The organism is Elusimicrobiota bacterium (assembly GCA_041660925.1).
Lineage (GTDB): Bacteria > Elusimicrobiota > Elusimicrobia > UBA1565 > UBA1565 > JBAZUV01.
On record JBAZVI010000009.1, the window covers coordinates 63,249 to 84,827 of the forward strand.

Sequence of the window (21,579 nt, forward strand, 5' to 3'; positions counted from 1 at the left end):
GCCTCTTCCGCAGAGGCCGCCCCCTCTTTTTCCCCTCATGATCGAGAGGATCCTCCGCCGTCCCTGGGCGCCGCCGCTCCTGCTGGCCCTCGCCGGCCTCCTCGTCTTCGGCCCCCACGCACCCGCCGCCGGGCTGCACCTCGACGACCACGCCTTCCACCGGCTCTTCACGCTCGGGACCCCGGCGCAGGTCTGGAGCGAATTCCTCTCCTACGTGCCCGGCCGCAACCTCTACATCCTCTATTTCTCCGCGATGTACCGCCTCTTCGGTCCCGCCCCCCTCGGCCTCCATCTCTTCGGCCTCGCGCTCGACCTCCTCAACGGCCTGCTCGTCTACGGTCTGCTGCGCCGGCTGAAGGCGCCCGCGGGCTGGCCGCTGGCGGCCGCCGGGCTCTTCCTCGTCTGGCCCAACCACGCCGAGACGCACTTCTGGACCTCCGCCGTGGCGATGAACCTGCTTTCGACCACCTCGCTGCTCCTCACCTTCCACCTCGCGCTGGCCGGCGCCGCGCGTCCCTGGCTGCGGGTCCTCGGGACCCTGCTCCTCTACGCCTCGGCGTTCTTCAACTACGACCAGGTCTTCTTCATGTGGATCCCCCTCCTGTTCATGACCTGGAAGCTCGCCCCCGAGGCGGGCTGGCGGCGCGCCCATGCCGCGGCCTTCGCCGCGGTCTCTCTGCTCATGGGAGCATCGCACGCGCTCATGCGCGTCTACTGTCCGGTCTCGAGCGGCGGCCGCCCGGTCGTCCGCCTCGCCGGACTCCTCCACGAGGCCTGGACCTCGGTGAAGGCCTGCCTCCTGCCGATGCACAAGCTCCCGGTCTGGGATTGCCTGCAAAGCTGGGCCGGTGGGCCGGTCCCGACGGTCGCACTCCTCCTCGTCCTCTCCGGCCTTTGGCTGAGCGCGGTCGCGCTCCGCTGGGACGACGAGCCCCCCGCCGGCGCGCCCGCGCTCGGCGCCTGGGCGGCCTTCGGCGCGCTCTGGACCTTCTTCGCCTATCTTCCCAACTACTTCTGGTTCATCAGCCCGCGGCACAACTACCTGCCGAGCGTCGGGTTCATCCTCCTGCTCTGCTGCGCCGCCACCGCGCTCGCCCGGATGCGGCGGGGCCTGCGCGTCCCTCTCGCCGCCCTGGCCTTCCTCCTCTTCGGGCTCGGCGCCTCCTCCGGCATCGGAGAGGGCTGCGGCTGGGCGCGCTCCTGGCGGCTCTTCCGGCGCTTCCAGGCCGAAGCGCCGCGCCTCGTCCCGCCCGAGACGGACAACCTTTTCCTCCTGGGAGCGCCTTCCACCCTCTTCCGGGCGCCGGCCTTCCTGCAGCCGGAGGAGCACGTGCTGCTCTTCGCGCTGGCGACGGGGAACGGGCGGGGCCATGGCGACACCCATCTGTGCCCGACCCGCACGGGGGCCTTCTTCCTCAACCAGGCCGACCTCTTCGGCCCGGAGAACTTCTTCTGGCGCCCGCTGCGGGGGCTCCGCGCCCTGCGCTACCGCCCTGAAGACGGGGGCTTCTCCTGCGTCGGAGCCCTCGAGCTCCGGCTGCCGGGCGGAGGGACGCAGCCCCTCCGCCTCGACGCCGCCCGCGCCTGCCCGGGGACGCAGGCCGTCGAGACTCCGCTCTGGCTGGAATCCGCTCGCCGGACCTCCGGCGGCGGCAAGCCGCTCCTGAGCGCCGACGACGGTGCGGAACTCCTCGAAGCGCGTCTTGAACGGACGCCCGGCGACGCCGCCCGCCTCGTCCTCCTCTGGCGCGCGCGCACGAGGATCTCCGTCGACTTCGCCGCGACCGCCGTCATCCTCGACGCCTCCGGCAGGGAGCTGTGGTCCCCGGTGCAGCCCGAGAGCCGCGCGCGGCGCAGCGCGCATGGACGCGTCTGGCCCCTCTTCGACGACCTACTCCCCCCTTCGACCTGGAAACCCGGCGAGACCGTCCGCGAGCAGTATCTCCTCGAGGTCCCCCGCTCTCCCGGCCCGCTGCAGCTGCGTCTGACGCTCTTCGAGCGCCGCGACGGCGCCGCCTGGATGAAGCTCTCGCAGCATACCCTTCCGCTGGAGGAACGATGACCCCCGACCCCCGCATCGAATCCGTCCCCTGCGACCTCTGCGGAGCCGACGACGCGCCCGTCCTCCACGCGGCGATGGACGGCTGGCCGGCGGACGCGGCCGGCCACTTCGCGGCGACCACCGACGTCTTCGGCGCCTACGGGACGATCCGCCGCTGCCGGCGCTGCGGCCTCGCCTACACGAGCCCGCGCCTGAAGGCTTCCGCGCTCCTCGACGGCTACGCGAACGCGCCCGACGAGGAGTACCGCCTCGAAGGCGACGCACGGAGCATGAACGCCTATCTCTCGCTCGCCGTGCTGCGCCGCTTCGCGAAGGGCGGCCGCCTCCTCGAGGTCGGCTCCTCGGCGGGCTTCTTCCTCAACGCCGCCCGCCTGAGCTACGAGGTGACGGGCGTGGAGCCCTCGGAGTGGGCGCGCGACTATTCGGTCAAGCGTCTGCACCTGCCCGTGGTGGCGAGGACGATGGACGAGGCGCGCTTCCCCGACGGGCATTTCGACGCGGCGGCGCTCATCGACGTCATCGAGCATCTCGCCGACCCGCTCGCCGCCCTGCGCGAGCTCGCCCGCGTGCTGCGCCCCGGCGGGCACCTCTACCTCGTGACGCCCGACATCGGCAGCCTGTCGGCGCGCCTGCTGCGCGGGCGCTGGTGGGGACTGCGCCCTGCCCACATCTACTACTTCGACCGAAAGACGATGACCGCGATGCTCGAGAAGGCCGGCTTCGAGGTCGCGCTCGTGAAGTCCTACGGCCGGATCTTCACGTGGGGCTACTGGCTCAGCCGCCTCGAGAACTACCCCCGACCCGTCTACAAAGCGGTCGAGGCCCTCATCGGGCTCATGGGCTTCGAGGACAAGTTCCTCTACCTCGACACGCGGGACTCCATCCAGGTCGTCGCCCGCAAGCGTTAGCCCGGCGCGCGATGGTCGCGGGGAGGAGCCCGGAGGGCTCTCACCCGCACGGACAGGAAGATGCGCAGGAGGCCCGCCGCGGCCGTCCAGAGCTCCCCGAGGTTCACCGCGCTCTCCCCGCGCAGGCGGTTGACGAACACCGTGGGGGTCTCCCCGATGCGGTAGCCGCGCGCGTGGAGGTTCACGAGGATCTCGCTGAGCGCGATGAAGCCCGAGCCCATGCGCCCGCACGTCTCCGCGACGCACTCGGCGGCCTCCCGCGAATATGCGCGGTAGCCGTTGGTGTAGTCCGCCACCGGGACGCCGAGCGTGAGACGGGCCAGGCGGTTCGAGAAGCGCGAGAAGAGGAGCCGCGCGAGCGGCCAGTTCTCGATGCGGCTCTCCGGCAGGTAGCGGCTGCCGATGAGGAGGCCGAGCCCTCGCTCGCGCAGGCCGCGCTCGAGCTCCGCGAGCTCGTCGGGCGGGTGCGAGAAGTCCGCGTCCATCTCCAGGACCGGCGCGCAGCCTTCCCGGAGCAGCTCGCGGATGCCCCGCAGGACGGCCGACCCTCGGCCGCCCTTGCCCTCCCGGTGGAGGACCCGCACACCCTCGAGGCCCAGGTCCTCGACGGCGCGAACCGTCGCGAGGTCGGGGGAATCGTCGACGACGAGGACGCGGAGGCCGGGGAGCGCCGCGCGCGCCCGGACGATGAGCTCGGCGATGTTCTCGTGCTCCCGGAAGCTCGGGATGACGAGGCCCGGGACGCTCAAGCGAGCCGCATCTTGAGCCAGCGCCGCGCGGCCGCCTTCGTCTTGAACGCGCCCTTCCACTGAGCCTCGGCGGCCTCGCCGAGCAGGCGCGCGTACTCCTTGCCGGGCGCGAGCCCGAGCGCGCGCAGGTCCTCGCCGCCGACGAGCAGCGGCTCCAGCGCCGCGGGCGGCAGGCCGTCGAGCCCTCGGGCCAGCACCTCGCGCGCGAGGGCGGGAAGCGGCTGGACGCAGGAACGGCGGGCCGCCGCGGTCTTGAGCGCGGCGAGCAGGTCTCCCGCGCGAGCGCGCTCGAGACGCAGGGAGCGCACGAACTCCGGGCCCTCTTCGCCCAGGGAGAGAGCGAGCAGACCCAGCCGCACCCCCGCGTCCCTCGCGGAGGCGGCCGTCTTCGACCAGCGCAGGCGCGGGTGGAAGGCCGCGAGCAGGCCCCAGTCCTCGAGCAGAGCGAAAGCGGGCGAGGGGTCCTTCTCCTCGAGCAGGCGCAGCAGCTCCGCGCGCACGCGCTCGCGCGAGAGCAGCTCCGCGCGCCGGCGCTCGACGGCCGCGCCGATGAGCTCCCGCGTCCCGGCCTCGACCTCGAGGCCGAAGCGGGCCGCGTAGCGGGCGGCGCGGAAGAGCCGCGTAGGGTCGTCCTCGAAGCTCGCGGGGTGCAGCACGCGCAGCAGCCGCGCCTCGAGGTCTCGGCGGCCCCCGTGGGGGTCGACCGGCTCGGCGCCGTCGACGCCGAGCCGCAGGGCCATCGCGTTGACGGTGAAGTCGCGGCGGCCGAGGTCCTCCTCGATGCCCGCCGGGCGCACCCTGGGAAGGGCCGCGGACTCGGAATAGCTCTCGGCGCGTGTGCGCGCGAAGTCCACGCGCAGGCCGTCCTTCAGCTTCACCCGGACGGTGCCGAAGCGGCCGAACTCCTCCATGCTCCCGCCCCACAGGCGCAGCGCGGCCCGCGCGAACGGGGCGGCCTCGCCCTCGACGGCGAGGTCGATGTCCTGCGTGCTCCGACCGAGCAGCCAGTCGCGCACGCAGCCGCCGACGACATAGAGAGGAACGCCTTGGCGCGCCGACTCCCGCGCGAGGGGCTCGAGACGGCGGAGCGCGGCGGAAGGGACCTTCATGCCTCCTCCCGGGCCGCGGGCGGGACGCCCTCGGTCTCCACGACGGCGAGCCAGCGGCGATAGTTCTCCAGCCGGTCGTTGGCCTCCAGCAGGGCCCGCAGGGCCGCGACGGTCCCTTCACGGTCGAAGGGCTCCCCCGGCTTCCAGGGACGGGAAGGAAGGACGCGCGGAAGGCCCCGCGTCCGGGCGTAGGCGCGCTGCACCGGCCGCATCCGGCAGCCGAGGCCCTCGGCCACGTGCCGCGCGACGAGGACCTCGTCCTCGAGCGCGTCGTCGGCGCACAGGACCTCGCGCAGCGGCTCCATCCCGAAGAAGATCTCGGGGACGTCCTCGATGGGGAGGGCGTCGCCGAAGACCCCGCGCAGCTTCTCGTAGTCCTCATTCATCTGCAGGCGCCAGCGTCCTTCCTCGGCGCGGTAGGATTCGGGGAAGACGAAGGCGACGAGGGCGGCCCGGGAGTCCATGTAGACGAGCGGGACCTCCGCGTAGAAGATGGCGCTGCACTCGGGACAGCGGACCAGGTTCAGGTCCCCGGCGAGCAGCGTCTCGCGCAGCTCCGCATCGACGTCGCCGCGCACGAAGCTCCAGACTTCCTGCTCCGACGCGGCGCAGCCCGCGGGACAGGCCGCCTGAACGACGCCTTTCAATGACATGTTAGCCTCACTGGGACATCCTCTTGAGATAGTCGCGGATGATCGCGTCGAAGGCGCCGGGGCGGCGTTCCCTCAAGGAACGCTCGACCTCCTGGCGGATCTCCCGGGGCGGCTGGTACTCCTCGGAACCCGGCAGCGGGACGAAGCTCGTGTCCACGCCGGAGCGGCCGCGCGCGCCGGAGCGCGCGACGGCGCGCGGCTTCTGAAAAGGGGCGAGCGAGGACTGGGCGGAGCTCTTCCGCCTGGCCGCCGCCTCCGAAAGGGACTTGAGCCCGTTCTCGAGGAGCTCGAGCGCACTCTCCTGGCTCTTCTGCGCCGGGCCGCTCTCCCCGCGCGCGAGGCTCCCCTCGGCGGACTTCTGCTCGGCGCGCGCGTCCGACACGGAGCGCAGGCTCCCCTCGGGCAGCTCGGCGCCGGAGGAGGAGAGCTCGTCGAGCCGGCTCCCGAGCTCCTCGGTCTTGCGGCTCGCCTGGTGCTGGACCGCGGAGGCCGCCATCCGCTCCGAGAGCTCGCCCTCGCCGAGCGGGGGCTCGGAGGGGCCCGCGCGCAGGCGCTCGCGCACGGAGTCTTCCCGCGCCGCGAGCTCCTCGAGCGCGGCGGCGGAGGGCGGCGGCCCCTGCGGGGCGCGGGAGAGCGCCGCCGCCTGCGCGCGCAGGCGGCGGGACGCCCGCTCGAGCAGCGCGGGGGACTCCTGCACCTGTCCCGCCTCGAACTCCTTGAGCGCCTTCCTCATCCAGGCGGCGGCCTCGGGAGGGGTCGGGTCGCCGAGCTTCGCGGCGTCGCGCACGACGCCGGCCTGTTCCTCGGCGAGCCGGCGCAGGAGGGTCTCCTGCGCGGCGCGGCGCGCGCCCAGGCGGCCCTCCTCGAGGCTCTGGGTCAGCTGAAGCGCGCCGCCCTGCTTCGCCGCCGCCTCCTTCCAGAGCTCCATGGCGCGCTCGAGCGCGCGGGCTTCCTCGCTGGAGGAGGAGTTCTCGGCCTGCGCGCGCGCGGCCTCCGAGAGGGCCGAGCGCACGCGGGAGAGCTCCTCGGAGAGACGGCGGGCGGCGCGGGCGGCCCCGGCGTAGTCGCCCCGCGCGAGCGCCTCCTGAACGGCGTCGAGCGACCGCCCAGCCGCTCCCAGCGGCACGGAGACGACCTTCCGGTCCTTCTCGGAGAGCGCCGCGGCGTCGGCCTGCGGCATCGAGGAGACGGCGCGCTGGAGCTCGTCGATCTGCCGGCGCAGGCCGGCCATGGCGTCGTCGAGCGCCTTCTTCTCCTCGGCGCTCGGCGCTCGGCCCCCGGCGGAGAGTTCGTCGAGAGTCTTGCCCAGCTCGCGGCCGGCCTGGTCCGCCCGATGGGCGCCGACCCAGAGGTCCTGGAGGGCCTGCATCTGCCGACCCTCGCGCAGCGCCGCCGCGGCGCGTCCGACCTTCGCCGCGAGCCGCTCGTGCCCCGCGGCCGCCTGAGCCGTCCGGCCGGCGCGGGAGTCCTCCCCCGCGCGCGCGAGCTCGCCGGCGCGCAGCTCCTTGAGGGCTTCCGCGGCCCCCTGCGCGGCATCGGCCATGCCCGGGTTCGCGTACGGGTCCCCGCGCGCCGCCTCGGAAAGCCCGTCGAGCGCGTCCTCGGCCGCCTTCCAGCTCTCGGAGAGCGGCGCTTGCGCCGCGTCCGCGCCCGCGCGCGCCGCCGCCTTCGACTCGGCTCCCGCTTTCTCGAGTCCGCGCAGCGCCGCGGCGGCGTCGCGCTCGCGCCGGGCGAGCTCGGTCAGCGCCCCTTCCGCCGCGCGCAGGCCGGCCTCCGCGCGCGCGTGTACGGAGTCGAAGTCGACGAGCTTGAGCGTCCCGTGCCGGGACGCGCCGGTCTGAGGACGCATCGCGTCGTCGGCGGCCTCGACCCAGAACTCGACGACCGCGCCGGGCGGAAGACCCGCGAGGTCCCAGAGGAAGTCTCCTGTGCTGCGCGTCGGCGTCCCGTCGAGGCGGCGGGCCGGGAGGCGGGTCTCGGCCCGGCCCGCGAGGCGATAGACGAGCCGGACCGAGGAGAGTCCGTGGTCGTCGCGCGCCTCGAACGCCACGGGCAGGCGCTCGAGCGGGCTCATCTCCACGTCGAAAGCCGGGGAGAGCAGCTCGACCGAGGGCGGAAGGTCGTCGAGCGCCGTGAGCTGGAAGGGCGCGGGCTCGCTCTCGCGCAGACCCTGCGCGTCGCTCAGGCGGATCTTCATCGTCCCGCTCTCCTTGAGCGGGAACCCCCCCTCCCAGCGCCCGCCGCCCCGCGCGCGCATCGGCACGGGCGTGCCCAGGAAGGAGAGCTCGAGCTCCGCCGAGGAAAGCGGCCGGTCGGCCGTGCCGGAGACGCTCACCCAGGAGCCGCGCAGGCCGGAGAGCCGGGCGCCGCCCTCGAGCGCGACCACCTGGCGGCGGCCCCCGGGGGGCTGGATCGAGACGGCGAGCCCGTCGAGCCGCGCGTACGGGACCGGCTGGAGGAGGTAGACGGCGCTGCGCGCTCCCCGGTGGCGCAGACGGTACTCGAGCGGCGCGCTCAAGGCCCCCACGCGGTAGGAGGGACGCGGCCCTTCGGCGTCCCAGGAGGCCGGCAGCCAGCGTCCGCCCTCGGAGCGCAGCCAGAGCTCCGGGGCCGACAGGCGCGCGCCCGCGGCCGGCGCGGAGCGCCAGGACGCGGAGAGCTCGACGCTCGCGCCCCAGGGGACGCGGACGGAGCCCGGGCGGATGTCGAGCGCCTCCTCGAGCCGCGCGTCGCGCCAGGGGGCGAGCACGCGCAGGAACGGACGGGAGCCGAGCCAGGGCAGGGCCAGCGCCCAGAGCGCGGCCGCGGTCCCTCCCAAGAAGAGCGCGCGGCGCGACGGTCCGGGGAAGAGGCGGCGGCGCGGCAGACCGGCGACGAGCGCCTCGGTGCGGCGCACGTGCTCTTCGGCGAGCGCCGTCGAGGTCCCCGCGAGCGTTCCCGCGCGGCCGAGCTCCCAGGCGGGGACGAGGCGCGCACGGGCCGAGGGATGCTCTTCCTCCGCCCGGCGCAGGAGCGCTGCCGCGCTCAAGGCGCGCAGCGGCTGCAGGTGCCGGCGCCGAACGCCGAGGACGACGAGGACGGCGAAGGACGCGGCGAGGACGGCGCGCAGGGCCTCCGGAAGGCCCCAGAGGGACTCGGCGGCGGCCGCACAGAGCAGGAGGACGCTCGGCGGCAGGAGGAAGCGCAGCGTCCCCTCCACCCAGAGGGACGCGAGGCCTTCCCGGCGCCAGCGTCGGAGCTCCCGAGCGAGGGGGCTCATCGCCCGGGCCCGCCGGCGCCCAGCGCGCCGGCCGCGTCGGGCCGCCCGGCGCGCACGACGAGTTCGCGCAGCGCGGCGCGGCCCTCGGCGTCGGAGCTGAGGTCGTAGAGGAAGAGCGCGTGACCGAAGACCTTCAGCGGTTCCCGGCGCTTGAGCCAGCCGAAGAGGTCCTGCTCCTCGAAGTACGTGCCCTGGAGGTTGGTCGCCGAGACGGCGAAGAGCACGCGGCCCGAGGCCGCGGGGTCGACGGCGTCGCCGGGACGCTCGCAGTTCGTGATGAAGCCGACCGGGACGTAGCGGATGCCGTAGTCGGCCGGGTCGGCGGTGCCGAAGTAGGAGAGGTAGACCGGCGGGCCGCCCTGCTCGCGCAGCCAGGCCCCGAGCCCCTTGAGGTCCTGGCCCCAGTCGAGGCTCGAGTCCACGAGCCAGCGCCAGCCGCCTGCGGGCCCGCCCGCGAGCTCGTTGAAGTAGGCGAGGGAGTGAGGTCCCGCGCGCAGGACGGAGACCGCGGCCCAGGCCGCGAGCACGGCGGCCGCGAGGCGGCCCTTCCACGGCCGCTTCCAGAGCTCGCCCAGGGCCCAGCCGGCGAGCAGCGCGAGGAAGGGCAGGACCGGCAGCAGGTGCCGCACGCCGATCTGGACCTTCGCGCTCAGCGCGGCGGCGAAGTAGACGAGCGCCGGACCCAGGACCCAGAGCAGCTCGCGACCGGGCTTCCTGAACCGGACGAACGCCGCACCGAGCGCGAGGAGGAGCAGCGCGAGGGGGGTCTTCAGCGCCAGCGCCGTCGGAAAGAAGAGCGGCGAGCCCGTGAGCGTGCGGCTTCCGTGCAGAAAGGTCGCGCGGCCGCGCTCGAGGCGCGCGAGGGTGGCCGAGAGCCCCTCCCCGTAGACGGGGAGGCTCGCGAAGCGGTAGACCGCCGCGAGCGCGAGCAGCGCGGCGGCCGCCGCGAGCAGGACGCCGAGCCAGGGGAAGCGCGGCCGCGGCGCGGGCCGCAGGCGATGCTCGAGGACGAGGAGGAGGGCCGCCAGCGGCGGCAGCAGGATCATGTTGAACTTCGAGGCGAGCGCGAGGCCCGCGCACGCGCCGGCCGCGAGCCAGACTCCCCGGCCCCGGACCTCGCGCGCGAGCAGGAAGAAGGTGAGGAAGAAGAAGGCCGCCGAGGCCGCATCGGTGGTGACGAGCGCGAGGTTCGAGGAAAGGACCGGCTGGAAGACGAAGGCGAAGAGCGCCCCGAGCGCCGCGGCGGGACCGCCCAGGCGCGCGCCCCAGGCGAAGAGCGCGGCGAAGAAGAGCGCGCTCCAGCCGATGAGCGACCACCGGCGTGCGGCGTTGAGCATGCGCTCGGCGGGGACCTTGTTGCGGTAGAGGAAGGTGTCGGCGTAGTGGTAGACCCGGTTCGCGGACCAGTCGGGATGGCTGCGGAAGAGGTTCGGCGACCAGCGCAGAAGGGGAAGGGCGGCCCACATCTCGCCGAGCGGCGGGTGGTCCATCGCGTTGAGGCGGTAGATCCCCGTGGCGAGGTAGGCGTAGCCGCTGGCCAGATGCACCGGTTCGTCGTAGGTCGGGGCGGCCGAGCCGATGAAGCGCAGGCCGAGCGCCAGGTGCAGGATGAAGAGGGACGCGGCGAGAGCCCCTATGAGGAAGGGCTTCGGCGGCGGCTGAGGCGTGGGCGGCGGAGAAGGGCGCTTCACTCCGCCGGGATTATACTAATGCTGGCCTTGGGCGGCGCGCTCGAGGCGGCGGATGCGCTCCTCGTTGGAGGGGTGCGTGGAGGAGAGGCGGCGCCAGAGCCGCGCGAAGAAGTCCTCCGGGGCGGCGAGGCTCTCCTTGCGCGCGGCCTCGCGGCCGCGCAGGAAGTCCGCCATCCAGCGCGGGTCGGTGAGCCAGCCGGAGAAGTGGTCGGCGCGCAGCTCCTCGCGGCGGGACACCGCCAGGCCGAGGGCGAGTCCGAGGACGGCGACCGGAAAGGCGGCGAGCGCGAGGGCGGCGCCGAGGAACGCGGCCTTCCAGGCGACGAGGCCGAAGACGGCCTCGCCGAGGAGGACGAGCCCCCCGCGCACGGCGACGTCGCGCAGGATCTCGAGGAAGACCTGGAAACCGATGCGATTCTGGAAGATCCGGGCCGCGCTGAAATCGCCGAGCACGAGATGCCCGAGCTCATGGGCCAGGACCCCCAGGGTCTGCTCGACCGGCAGCCGGGCGAAGCCCTCCCCGATGGAGACGTCCGCGCTCGCGTCGAGCGCCTTGCCGAAGCTGCTGGCCCCGTACGCGCCGCGCTCGTTGCTCACCACCATGCGGGGAAGCCTCTCCTTGGGGACGCCCATCCGCCCGGCGAGGTAACCGAGCAGCCCGCGGAGCCAGAGCGAGTAGTCGTCCTGCGCCTGGGGCGCGGGAGCGGCGTCGGCCGGCGGCGCCGAGCGTCTATACTCCCAGAAGAGCTTCCCGCCCACCCAGGCGGCGGAAGCCGCGAAGGCCGCGACGCCGACGCCGGAGCCGAGAACCGCGTAAGACGCCGCAAGGAGCGCAAGATGGGAGGCGCGCAGAACGGCGCGCGAGAGCATGAGGCCGACGGGCGGGTGGTAGTCGTCGAGCGAGAGTACCGCGGCCGGCGGCGCGAGCCCGCTCGCCGTGCGGCCGTTCTCGAGCTCGGAGGACGACGCGAGCCGGGCCTCGTCGACGGCGCGGACGGCGCCGGTCTCCGCGGCCTCCGGCGCCGGCGGGAGCTCCACGTCGGCGAAGCGTCGAGAACCGTCGAAAAGGGCCTTCCCGATGGAGAGGGAGAGGCCCTTCTCCCCCTTCTCGCGTCCGCGCGCCTCGGCGCCGACGACGGTCTGGAGCGCGGAGGCGATGGGAGACGCGGCGAAGCGGCCTTCGGCCGCCGCGGTCTTCGGGGTCGAGACGTCGGAAGCGGCGTCGGGATTGAGCGACGGCGATCCTACCCACCCCGACCCTGCCTCGAAGAGTGAGGGAGTCACGAGAGCGGCCCGGACCGGCAGGAGCAGCGCGGCGCCGGGCACTGCCGCGGCCGCGGAGGCGGAAGCCCCGATGCGGGCCTGGACCCGGAGAGCGTTCGTCAAGACGAGGGGAACAGGAACGACGATTCTCCCCCACCCGACCTCCCCCGAAGGGGAGGACAGTGAGGAAGAGAGAGCCCCTTTGGGGACGACGGCGCCGACGAAGCCGACCGCCCCGACGGCCGCGTTCCCCGCGACCGCCGGCTGGACGACGACCTGAGAAAACGCCGGGACGCCCGGCAGAGCCGTCTGCAGGAGCAGACCGAGGACGCAGAGAACGCGAAGCGTCTTCTTCATGGCGTCCGTATTAGGGTAGCCGGTTATATAGGCGCGCGGGAGGGACGAAAGTCCGTTCGGAAACGGCTTAAGGACCTATATTTGTTTAGGTCCCCGGTAGAACCCCTCCCGGGTCTCCCTTCGTCGCGAGAGCGCGGATTTCCGAGCGAGACAAGGAGCCGAGGAGCGCCGCGTAGCAAAGGCTACGCAAGCGACGAGCGACGCCGTCGCAGCCGGAAAGACGCGATCGCAGCAGAAGGGAGACCCGGGAGAGGTTCTACGCGAGGACGACGCCGGCGTCCGGCATCGCCACGGGCTCCGGGAGCTCGCGGCGGCCGACCCGGCCCGGGTGCTGCATACGGCTGGTGAGCTCCTCGATGGGCTGGAGCTCGAGGGTGACGTAGCGGCGGCGGCGGGAGACGCCGTCGAAGTAGCGGACCGCGTCGCCGACGACATCCCACTCGAGGAAAAGGGCATCGATGAGCGTCTTCAGGAGCAGGGAGATCCCGAAGAGCCCGAAGCCCAAGCAGAGGACGAATCGCATGTAGAGCATGGCCGCTTTCCTCACCCATATTGTAGCACGCCCCGGCGGAAAGCTCAGGGTCGGGAGGCCCTTAAGGTGTGCTCAGTGGACCCAGCGATATTTGGGCCCTTGGGCCCAGATTGCATACGACGACAGTTTCCTCACTGCCTCCCCCTACGGGGGAGGACGCGGAGGGGGGCTAACCGCATATTTTGAAGATACCCCCCCACCCTTCCCCCTCCCGCAGGAAGGGGAGCTAAGGAAGGGTAAATTGAACAGGTATAATCCAATCGCATGGAGCGTTTTCATCTTGTATCGCCCTTCCAACCGGCCGGGGATCAGCCCGCGGCGATCGCCGAGCTCTCCGAGGGCCTCTCCCGGGGGACGAAGAACCAGGTCCTGCTGGGGGTGACGGGCTCGGGGAAGACCTTCACCGTCGCCTCGGTCATCGAAAAGGTCCAGCGTCCGACCCTCATCCTCTCCCCCAACAAGGTCCTCGCCGCCCAGCTCTACGCGGAGTTCAAGGCCTTCTTCCCGAAGAACGCGGTGGAGTACTTCATCTCCTACTACGACTACTACCAGCCCGAGGCCTACGTCCCCTCCACCGACACCTACATCGAGAAAGACGCCTCCATCAACGAGCACATCGAGAAGCTCCGCCTGAAGGCCACGAGTTCGCTGCTCTCGCGCCGCGACGTGGTGGTCGTGGCCTCGGTCTCCTGCATCTACAACATCGGCGCTCCCGAGAACTACCGCAAGCTCTGCGTCGGACTCGAGGTCGGCGCCCCGATGACGCGCGGGGAGCTCCTCGACCTGCTCATCGCCTCCCAGTACGAGCGCAACGAGGTCGAGTTCGCGCCCGGGAAGCTCCGGGTCAAGGGCGGCTTCGTCGACGTCTACCCGGCCTACGAAGACCACGCCCTGCGCGTCGAGCTCGAGGGCGGCGTCGTCCGCTCGCTGAGCGCCCTGCACCCGCTCACCGGGGACAAGCTCGGCTCCCTCGAGAAGGCCTACGTCTATCCGGCCACGCACTTCGTCTCGACGCGCACGGAGATCGACCGCGCCCTGGGGACGATCTCGGCCGAACTCGCCGGCCGACTCGAGGAGCTCAAGGCCGGCGGCAAGCTGCTCGAGGCGCAGCGCCTCGAGCAGCGCGCGCGCTACGACATGGAGATGCTGCGCGAGCTCGGCTTCTGCAACGGCATCGAGAACTACTCGCGACACCTCACCGGCCGGCCGGCCGGCGCGCGGCCCTTCTGCCTGCTCGACTTCTTCCCCGAGGACCGTCTCCTCGTCGTCGACGAGTCGCACGTGAGCATCCCGCAGGTGCGCGGGATGTTCGAGGGCGACCGCTCGCGCAAGCAGACGCTCGTGGACTTCGGCTTCCGCCTGCCCTCCGCGCTCGACAACCGCCCGCTCAAGTTCGACGAGTTCGAGGCCCTCGCGGGGCAGACCCTCTTCGTCTCGGCGACCCCCGGCCCCTACGAGCTGAAGGCCTCCGGCGGGGTCGTCGTCGAGCAGATCATCCGTCCCACCGGCCTCGTGGACCCCGAGGTGGTGATCTACCCCACCGAAGGGCAGATCCCCCGGCTCATCGACATGGTGGCGGAGCGCTCGAAGAAGAAGCAGCGCTCCCTCGTCCTCACGCTCACCAAGCGCACGGCCGAGGACCTCTGCGAGTTCCTCGCCGGCCGCGGCCTGCGCGTGCGCTACCTCCACTCCGACATCGACGCCTTCACCCGCGTCGAGATCCTCCAGGACCTGCGCAAAGGCGCCTTCGACGTGCTCGTCGGCATCAACCTCCTGCGCGAAGGGCTCGACCTCCCCGAGGTCGCGCTCGTCGCCATCCTCGAGGCGGACAACGAGGGCTTCCTGCGCAGCGAGACCACCCTCATCCAGATCTCCGGCCGCGCGGCGCGCAACCTCGGAGGGCAGGTGGCGCTCTTCGCCGACAAGGTCACCGGTTCGATGCGCCGCGCGCTCGACGAGATGGACCGGCGCCGCGCGAAGCAGGCCGCCCACAACGAGAAGCACGGCATCACCCCGCGCGGCGTGAGCAAGGCCATCACCGACCTGACCGAGTTCCAGACCCGCGCCAAGCGCGAGGGCCTCCTGCTCGTCCGGGAGGCGGCGGGGGCCCGCCCGCTGACCCCGAAGAGCGTACCCCACCTGCTCGAGACGCTCGAGCGCCAGATGCGCGAGGCCGCGGACAACCTCGACTTCGAGCTCGCCGCCCTGCTGCGCGACCAGATCTTCGAACTCCGTGAGATGTCCGTCGGCGGCGGCCGCAAAACCGCAGCCGCGAAGGCTCCAGCGAAAAGGAAGGCCCGCCGATGAAAGCCCCCCTCGATCCCGTTTCCAAGAAGCTCGTGCGTCTCGCGCTGCAGGAGGACCTCGGGAAGGCGGGCGACCTCTCGACGCGTCATTTCCTGCCGCCGGGACTGCGCCTGCGCGCGCGCTTCCTCGTCAAGAGCGACGGCGTCCTGGCCGGGACCGCGGCGGCCGCGGAGGTCTTCCGCCTCGCCGCTCCCCGCGCGCGCCTGAGCTGGCTGCGCCGGGACGGTTCCTTCGTCCGCGCCGGCACCGTCGTCGCCCGCGTCACGGGCGGACGCGAGCTCCTCACCGCGGAGCGCACGGCCCTCAACTTCCTCCAGCGCCTCTCCGGGATCGCGACTTTGACGCGCGCCTACGTCGAGCGCACGCGCGGCACCCGCGCCCGCATCTACGACACGCGCAAGACCGCCCCCGGCTTCCGGGCCCTCGAGAAGGCGGCGGTGCGCGCGGGGAGCGGGCGCAACCACCGCGCCGGCCTCCACGACATGGTGATGCTCAAGGACAACCACCTGAGCGCCGCCTCCCCCGCCGCGCTCGCGCGCCGGCTCGCCGCCTTCCGCCGCCGCCGCCCCCGCGTCCCCGTCGAGATCGAGGCCCGCGACCACGCCGAGGTCGAGCTCGCCGCCCGCCTGGGAGCCGAGGTGGTCCTGCTCGACAACATGCCTCCGGCCGCCCTGCGCCGGGAGATCCGCTGGCTGCGGCGCAGCGCGCCCCGCGCCGAGATCGAGGTCTCCGGCGGCATCGCGCTCTCCGAAGTGCGGCGGCTCGCGCGGCTCGGGCCCGACCGCATCTCGGTGGGCCGGCTCACCCACTCGGCCCCCTCCCTCGACATCAGCATGAAGATCGACGGGCGCGGACCGCGCCCGCCGAGGGGGGCTTCCCGCCCTTGAAGACTCCGCTCCGGGGGATCCCGGGAGGCGTCCCTTCTTCGGGATTCCCCGGGAACATCCTGCGGCTGCGCAGCACGCCCTCTACGCAGGCCGTCGCGCGCCGACTCGCCGCCGAGGGCGCCCCGGCCTGGACGCTCGTGCGCGCCGACCGCCAGACGCGGGGACGCGGGCGCCTCGAGCGCTCCTGGTCCTCCGGCGCGGGCGGGCTCTACGTCTCCCTCGTCCTGCGGCCGCGGCTCGCGCCCGCCGCGCTCGCCGACCTGAGCCTCCTCTTCGGAGAAGCGTGCGCCGCGGCCCTGCGCGCGCTCACGGGGCTCGAGACATTCGTGAAGCCGCCCAACGACGTGCTCGCGCGCGCCGGGGACGGCTCCTGGCGCAAGGTCTGCGGGATCCTCCTGGAGGCCTCGGGCGACTCGAAAATGGTAGATTGGGTCGTCGCCGGCATCGGGATCAACGTGCGCAACCGCATCCCGCGCGCCCTTCCCGAAGCCGCGAGCATTCAGACTCTGACCGGACGCGCACCGGAGACCGACGAGGTGCTGGACGCGGTGCTGAAGGAACTGCGCAGGAGAATGAAGAGCTGATGGCCCGGATCCTGGTCGTCGACGACGAGAAGGAAGTCGTCTTCCTCATCAAGTTCATCCTCGAAAAATCGGGGCACAGCGTGCTCACCGCCGGCAACGGTCAGGAGGCCCTCGCCGAGCTCGGCGTCGACCCGCCCGACGCGGCGAAGGCCCTGCCCGACCTCGTCCTGCTCGACGTGATGATGCCGATCATGGACGGCTTCACCGCGAGCGTGAAGATGCGCTCCGACGCGCGCACCCGCGACCTCCCGATCCTCGTCGTGACCGCGCACGGGGACACGCGCCACCTCTTCGAGGGCTCGCCCAACGTGGCCGCCTACCTCCAGAAGCCCTTCGACCCCAAGGGCCTGCGCGAGACCGTCGCGAAGATCCTCGCGTCCAAGGGAGCCGCTTGAAGAAGGCGTTCCTCCTCGCACTGACGCTCGCCGCCGCTCTGCCGAGCGCCCCGCGCGCCGAAGCCCCGGGCTCCGACCCCTACTCCCAGGGGATGGCCCTGCGCCGCAAGGGCGACTACGCCGGAGCGAAGGCCGTCTTCCTCGAGATGCTCGCGAAGGACCCCAAGAGCGGCGGCGCTTTCGAGGGCCTGGGACTGACCTGCCTCTCCCTCAAAGAGTACGCGCAGGCCCGGGACTACCTCTCCCGCTGGAACGAGAGCCGCCCGAACAGCGGCTACATCCTCGGACTGCTGGCGCGGGCCGACGCGGAGCTCGAGCGCCGCGACGAGTACCTCGCCGACCTGCGCGGCGCCGCGGCCGCCGACCCGATGGACCTCGGCCTGCACCGCCGGCTCGACGGCGTGCAGCGCGAGCGGCCCGGCGTGCTGCCGGAAGCCCGCATGTACAAGTCCCTCTCCAACGAAGGGCTCGAGACCGGGAGCCCTCAGCGCGTGGTCTATGAGGGCCGCTCCGGCGGCGCGAAGGCGCGCTTCGGCGTCCATCCGAAGGCCGAGCTCCTGCTCGGATACTCCGCGAGGGAGGAGGCCCAGCGCAACGACACGAACGGATTCACCTACTTCGACATCCTCGAACAAGTCGCCTCCGTCGGCGCCGCCCTGCGCCCGCGCAAGGGTCTCGACCTCGAGGCCGAGTACGGGCAGTCCTTCCTCTCCGACGTGCACAAGGCCGGGGTGGGCCGCAAGAGCTTCTCCCGCCTGCGCCTCGCCGGAGAGTGGCGCGCGCCGGCCGCGACCGTCCGCCTGAAGGCCGGCCGCGAGCCCTACTTCCTGCGCGGCGCCGGCGGAAGCCAGTATTTCGCGCTCCTGCGCGAAGCCTACGCCAACGCGGAGGTCGAGGCCTACCGCTGGGGCTGGGGCGGTCTCCTGCGCGGCGGGCTCGATGACTATTCGGACCACACGACCCTGCGGCGCTGGTCGGCCGCGGCCTTCCGGGAGTTCGGAGAGAACTACATCCACCTCTCCTACGGGCAGTCCCACCAGGAGTTTTTCGGCGCAGACGCGGCCGGGCGCATCCGCTTCGCGGCCTACGACCGGCTCGGCGCACGCTGGCGCTGGCTGCGCGAGGACTTCGCGCGCATCGACGCAGGCTACGGCTGGTCCCGCTACCGCGACGGCAACCGCCTCCATGACGCGAGCATCGGCCTCGCGCTCGCGGTTCCCCGGGTGAAGGGACTCAGTGCCGAGTATCGCATCGAGGCCTACGACTACCTCGGCCCCGCGGACGGCTACCGCTCCACGGATTGGACCGAACACTGGGCCGGGCCGCACTGGCGGCGCATGGTCGAGCCCGGCCTCTGGACGCACCTCGCCGCGGAGCACGGCTGGGCGCGCGACACGCGGGGCGGCTACGAGGGGAACCTCGCCCTCGCAGAGCTGGAGTATTACTGGCGCGAGCGCGCCTCGCTGCTGCTCTCAGGCAAGCTGAGGCGCAGCACACTCCGTGATGAATCCTATTCCCTCGGGCTCTCCGGCCGCTGGACCTTCTGAGCGCGGCTTCGTCGCCCCGGCCCGCGATCTCGCGGCCGCGGCCCTGCTCTTCTTCTCCGCCTCGGCCGCCGGAGGCCTGCATCCGCGCACGCTCTCGGAGCCCCGCGCCCGCGCCCTCGCCGAGAAGCTCGACGAGGGACGCCGCGACGGCGAGCCCCTCAAGGTCCTGAGCGCCGCCCGCGCCCTGCTGCGCGCCTTCCCCGACCGGCCGGAGTATCTGCAGGCGGAAGCAGACGCCCTGTCCCTCCTCGGACGCCCTGGCGCCGCCGCCGCGTCATGGGAAGAATATCTCGCCTCGGCCCCGAGGCCGACCGAGGCGTGCCCCGCGCTCGGGAAGGCCTACGAGGCCGCCGGCCGCCTCGAGAAGGCTCTCGACGCGCACCGGCGCTGCATGAAGCTCGACCCGACGAACCCCGACTTCGGGTTCTACGTCGGGCTCGCCGACGAGCGGCTGGGCCGGGAGGAGGACGCCGAGAAGGCCTACCTCGAAGTCCTCTCCGCTCGGCCGGAGAACACCGATTCGCGCATCGGCCTCGCCCGTCTGCGCCAGCGCCAGAAGCGCTACTCCGAGGCCGACGCCCTCCTGCGCGCCGTTCTCTCGACCTCTCCGGACAACGCCGACGCACTCATCACCGCCGCGCTCGTCGCCCGCGACTCCGGGCGGCGCGCCGAAGCGAAAGCCTATCTGCGCAAGGCGATCCTGCACAGCCCGTCCTATCAGGACCCCTATCGGATCCTCGGACGCATGCAGGAGCAGGACGGCGAGAGCGCCGACGCGCTGCGCACCTGGGAAGCCCTGCTGTCGCTGGCCCCCGAGGACCGCGCCCTCCAGAGGAAGGTCGAACTCCTGCGCGGTGGAAGGCGGCGATGAGCGCTCTCCGCGCTTGCGCGCGCTGGGGGCTCTTCGGCCTCTGCGCGTTCGCCTCCGCCTACGCGCTGCTCTGCCGCATCCCCTTCACGTGGACGAACTTCATCTCGAACCGCGCCTACCCCTCCTGGGCCGCGGTCCTGCTGCACGTCCACCCGTGGCTCTTCGCGGCCCTCGTCGCGCTCGCGTGCGCAGCGCTCCTGGGGAGCGGACGGCGCAAGGCCGCGCTCCTCTGGGGGCTGCCCCATGCGGCCCTCGCGCTCGGGTGGCTTCTGCGTCCCCTGCTCCCGACGCTGAGCTGCGACCTGCGCAGCTTCATCTGGGCGCTCGTCGCCTGGACGCCGACGCTCTCCTGGGAGCTCGTCCTCCTGGCCGCGCCTCCCCCTCCCGCGTCCTCCCTCCTCGAGAATGCCCGCCGCCTTTCCCTTGCACCCTTCGCCGCCGCCCTCGTCCTCTTCGCCGGCGGCGCCTTCGCCGCCGCCCTCGCAGGCTTCCCCGGCACTCCCATCGGGACGCTCCTCGCCCTCGCGCGCAGCGCGCTCCTGCACGTCTCCTTCGCCGCCGTCCTCGCCGCCGTCCTCGCCGCTCTGCGCTCCCTCCCGCGAGCGCACCCGGAGCTTCGGCGCGCCGAGCTCCCGCTCCTCGGGCTCGTCTTCGCCGCCGCCGTCTTCTTCGCTCTGCGGCGCACGGTCCTCGAGCCCCTCTCGGTCCGGGGGCTCTCCGCGATCCTCTACGGAGCCGCGGCCTCCCTCGCACTGACCCTCGCGTCGCTCGCGTCCCTCCGAGAGAGCGAGGAGTCCCCTTCCCGCCCTTTCGGGACGCTCCTGCTGCTCGGCGCTGCCGCGCTCGCGCCCGCCGCCGCGCGCAAGATCTTCGCCGTCGACTGGGACTTCATGCTGCAGAGCCTGAGCGTCTACGGCGCCTGGCTCCTCGCCGTCGCCGCCGCTCTTCGCCTTCCGTGGGAGCGCCTGCCGATGCGGCGGCCGCCGCCGGACGCGTGGAAGACCGCGGCGGCCTGCGCGCTGCTGCTCTGGGCGGCCGACGTCGGGCTGCGCGCCGCCGACCCGCTCGCGCGCCGGCTGGGCCTGCGCCTGCGGCCCGCGCTCCAGCACCTCGCCGCCGAGGAGCCCTCGACCCGCGCGCTCTACCGCCTCCTGCGCGACGCCTCTCGCGGCGACGGCTTCTTCCAGCACCTCCAGCTCCGCACGAACCTCCCGCGCTCGGTCTCCGTACGCATCCCTGAGCGCAGCCTGCGGCCGACCGGCCCCGCGCCCTCGCCCCGGCCGGACGTCTTCATCTTCGTGGTCGACAGCCTCCGGGCCGACCACCTCGGCGCCTACGACCCGAAGGTCCGCTTCACACCCGGCTTCGACGCCTTCGCGCGCGAGTCGGTCGTCTTCCGCCGCGCGTTCACGGCCTACGGGGGGACCGGCCTCTCGGAACCGGCGATCTGGGCGGGCGCACGCCTCCCCCACCAGCAGTACCCGCCCGGACTGCACCGCATGAACCTGCTCGAGAAGCTCGTCGAAGACGGCGGCTACCTCCCGCTCATCACGCTCGATGCCGTGCTCAAGAGCGTGCTGACGCCGCCGGCGGGTACGCGGGCCCTCGACGAACGCACGGTCGAGAACTACAAACTCTGCGGCACGCTCGGGGAGCTCGAAGCCCTGCTCCCGACGCTGGGACGCGAGCGGCCGCTCTTCGTCTACACTCAGCCGCAGGACCTCCATGTCTCCGTCATCGACCGCGAGGGCCGCGGCGCGGCCGCCGACCCCGCGTACCCGGGCTTCCACGCGCCCTACGCTTCCCGGGTCGCGCGCATGGACGCCTGCTTCGGCCGCTTCGTCGGGACGCTCAAGCGCAGCGGCCGGTGGGAGAACAGCATCGTCGTCGTGACCTCCGACCACGGCGACTCCCTCGGCGAGGGCGGGCGCTGGGGCCACGCCTTCACCGTCTACCCGGAAGTCCTCAGAGTCCCTCTCATCCTCCACGCGCCCGCGCGCCTGTTCGCGGGCCGGATCTGGGACGCGGACGCATCCACCCTGCTCCTGGACGTCGCCCCGACCCTCGCCGCTCTGCTGAGCCTTGAGCCGGACTCCTCGTCCCCGCTCGCCGGACGCCCGCTCCTGCGTCCCGCCGGGCAGTCCCCCGCGCCGCGGCCCGAAGAGCTCGTCGCCTCGAGCTACGCCCCGGCCTACGGCCTCCTCCTCGACGACGCGCGCCGGCTCTACATCGCCGACGGGGTGTCCTATCAGGAGTTCCTCTTCGAGCTCGACGGGACCGCGGCCGGCCGCTCCCTGCCGCTCGACCCCGAGACCGCCGCCCGCGGGCGCGCCGGGGTGCGCGCCGGACTCGACCGCATCGACACGGAGTACGGCGTCCACCCGGACTAGCCGGGGATCCTCCGA

The 21,579-nt window shown here is 72.9% G+C and carries 16 protein-coding genes; 9 read left to right on the forward strand and 7 right to left on the reverse strand.

Annotated features, from left to right (window positions below; all coding sequences use genetic code 11):
* The first annotated feature begins 37 nt into the window (after positions 1–37).
* Both WC969_12600 and WC969_12605 read left to right on the forward strand, forming a co-directional pair.
* Positions 38–2,062 (forward strand): hypothetical protein, encoded by a 2,025-nt coding sequence (locus WC969_12600; GenBank protein MFA6030689.1) that lies wholly within the window; start codon positions 38–40, stop codon positions 2,060–2,062.
* Complete coding sequence (locus WC969_12605) at positions 2,059–2,970, forward strand: class I SAM-dependent methyltransferase (protein MFA6030690.1); 912 nt, start codon at positions 2,059–2,061, stop codon at positions 2,968–2,970. The genes WC969_12600 and WC969_12605 overlap by 4 nt, the downstream gene beginning before the upstream one ends.
* Here the strand turns inward: WC969_12605 and WC969_12610 are convergent.
* The 7 genes from WC969_12610 to WC969_12640 all read right to left on the reverse strand — a co-directional run bounded on the left by WC969_12610 (position 2,967) and on the right by WC969_12640 (position 12,583).
* Complete coding sequence (locus WC969_12610) at positions 2,967–3,719, reverse strand: glycosyltransferase (protein MFA6030691.1); 753 nt, start codon at positions 3,717–3,719, stop codon at positions 2,967–2,969. The two genes, WC969_12605 and WC969_12610, sit on opposite strands and share 4 nt — an antisense overlap.
* A complete protein-coding gene (locus tag WC969_12615) occupies positions 3,716–4,828 on the reverse strand; it encodes a hypothetical protein (protein ID MFA6030692.1) in 1,113 nt (370 codons plus the stop codon). The genes WC969_12610 and WC969_12615 overlap by 4 nt, the downstream gene beginning before the upstream one ends.
* Complete coding sequence (locus WC969_12620; GenBank protein MFA6030693.1) at positions 4,825–5,481, reverse strand: CpXC domain-containing protein; 657 nt, start codon at positions 5,479–5,481, stop codon at positions 4,825–4,827. Before WC969_12620 ends, WC969_12615 begins: the two co-directional genes overlap by 4 nt.
* Positions 5,482–5,488: 7 nt before the next feature.
* Positions 5,489–8,740 (reverse strand): DUF4175 family protein, encoded by a 3,252-nt coding sequence (locus WC969_12625; GenBank protein MFA6030694.1) that lies wholly within the window; start codon positions 8,738–8,740, stop codon positions 5,489–5,491.
* Positions 8,737–10,431, reverse strand: a complete 1,695-nt coding sequence (locus tag WC969_12630) for a glycosyltransferase family 39 protein (GenBank protein MFA6030695.1) — start codon at positions 10,429–10,431, stop codon at positions 8,737–8,739. The genes WC969_12625 and WC969_12630 overlap by 4 nt, the downstream gene beginning before the upstream one ends.
* A gap of 15 nt (positions 10,432–10,446) precedes the next feature.
* A complete protein-coding gene (locus WC969_12635) occupies positions 10,447–12,051 on the reverse strand; it encodes a M48 family metalloprotease (GenBank protein MFA6030696.1) in 1,605 nt (534 codons plus the stop codon).
* Positions 12,052–12,307: 256 nt separating this feature from the next.
* A complete protein-coding gene (locus tag WC969_12640; protein ID MFA6030697.1) occupies positions 12,308–12,583 on the reverse strand; it encodes a hypothetical protein in 276 nt (91 codons plus the stop codon).
* A gap of 264 nt (positions 12,584–12,847) precedes the next feature.
* Here WC969_12640 and uvrB point away from each other — a divergent pair, with 264 nt between their 5' ends.
* Genes uvrB through WC969_12675 form a run of 7 tightly spaced genes read left to right on the forward strand, consistent with a single transcriptional unit; the run spans position 12,848 to position 21,564 of the window.
* Positions 12,848–14,890, forward strand: coding sequence for an excinuclease ABC subunit UvrB (gene uvrB, locus WC969_12645; GenBank protein MFA6030698.1), 2,043 nt, complete (start codon positions 12,848–12,850; stop codon positions 14,888–14,890).
* Positions 14,887–15,777 (forward strand): carboxylating nicotinate-nucleotide diphosphorylase, encoded by an 891-nt coding sequence (gene nadC / locus WC969_12650; protein MFA6030699.1) that lies wholly within the window; start codon positions 14,887–14,889, stop codon positions 15,775–15,777. Before uvrB ends, nadC begins: the two co-directional genes overlap by 4 nt.
* A complete protein-coding gene (locus tag WC969_12655) occupies positions 15,774–16,361 on the forward strand; it encodes a biotin--[acetyl-CoA-carboxylase] ligase (protein ID MFA6030700.1) in 588 nt (195 codons plus the stop codon). The genes nadC and WC969_12655 overlap by 4 nt, the downstream gene beginning before the upstream one ends.
* Positions 16,361–16,756 (forward strand): response regulator, encoded by a 396-nt coding sequence (locus tag WC969_12660; GenBank protein MFA6030701.1) that lies wholly within the window; start codon positions 16,361–16,363, stop codon positions 16,754–16,756. The genes WC969_12655 and WC969_12660 overlap by 1 nt, the downstream gene beginning before the upstream one ends.
* Positions 16,753–18,303 (forward strand): tetratricopeptide repeat protein, encoded by a 1,551-nt coding sequence (locus WC969_12665; GenBank protein ID MFA6030702.1) that lies wholly within the window; start codon positions 16,753–16,755, stop codon positions 18,301–18,303. Before WC969_12660 ends, WC969_12665 begins: the two co-directional genes overlap by 4 nt.
* On the forward strand, positions 18,260–19,174 hold the full coding sequence (locus WC969_12670) for a tetratricopeptide repeat protein (protein MFA6030703.1): 915 nt from the start codon (positions 18,260–18,262) through the stop codon (positions 19,172–19,174). The genes WC969_12665 and WC969_12670 overlap by 44 nt, the downstream gene beginning before the upstream one ends.
* Positions 19,171–21,564, forward strand: a complete 2,394-nt coding sequence (locus WC969_12675; protein ID MFA6030704.1) for a sulfatase-like hydrolase/transferase — start codon at positions 19,171–19,173, stop codon at positions 21,562–21,564. The genes WC969_12670 and WC969_12675 overlap by 4 nt, the downstream gene beginning before the upstream one ends.
* Positions 21,565–21,579 lie beyond the last annotated feature (15 nt).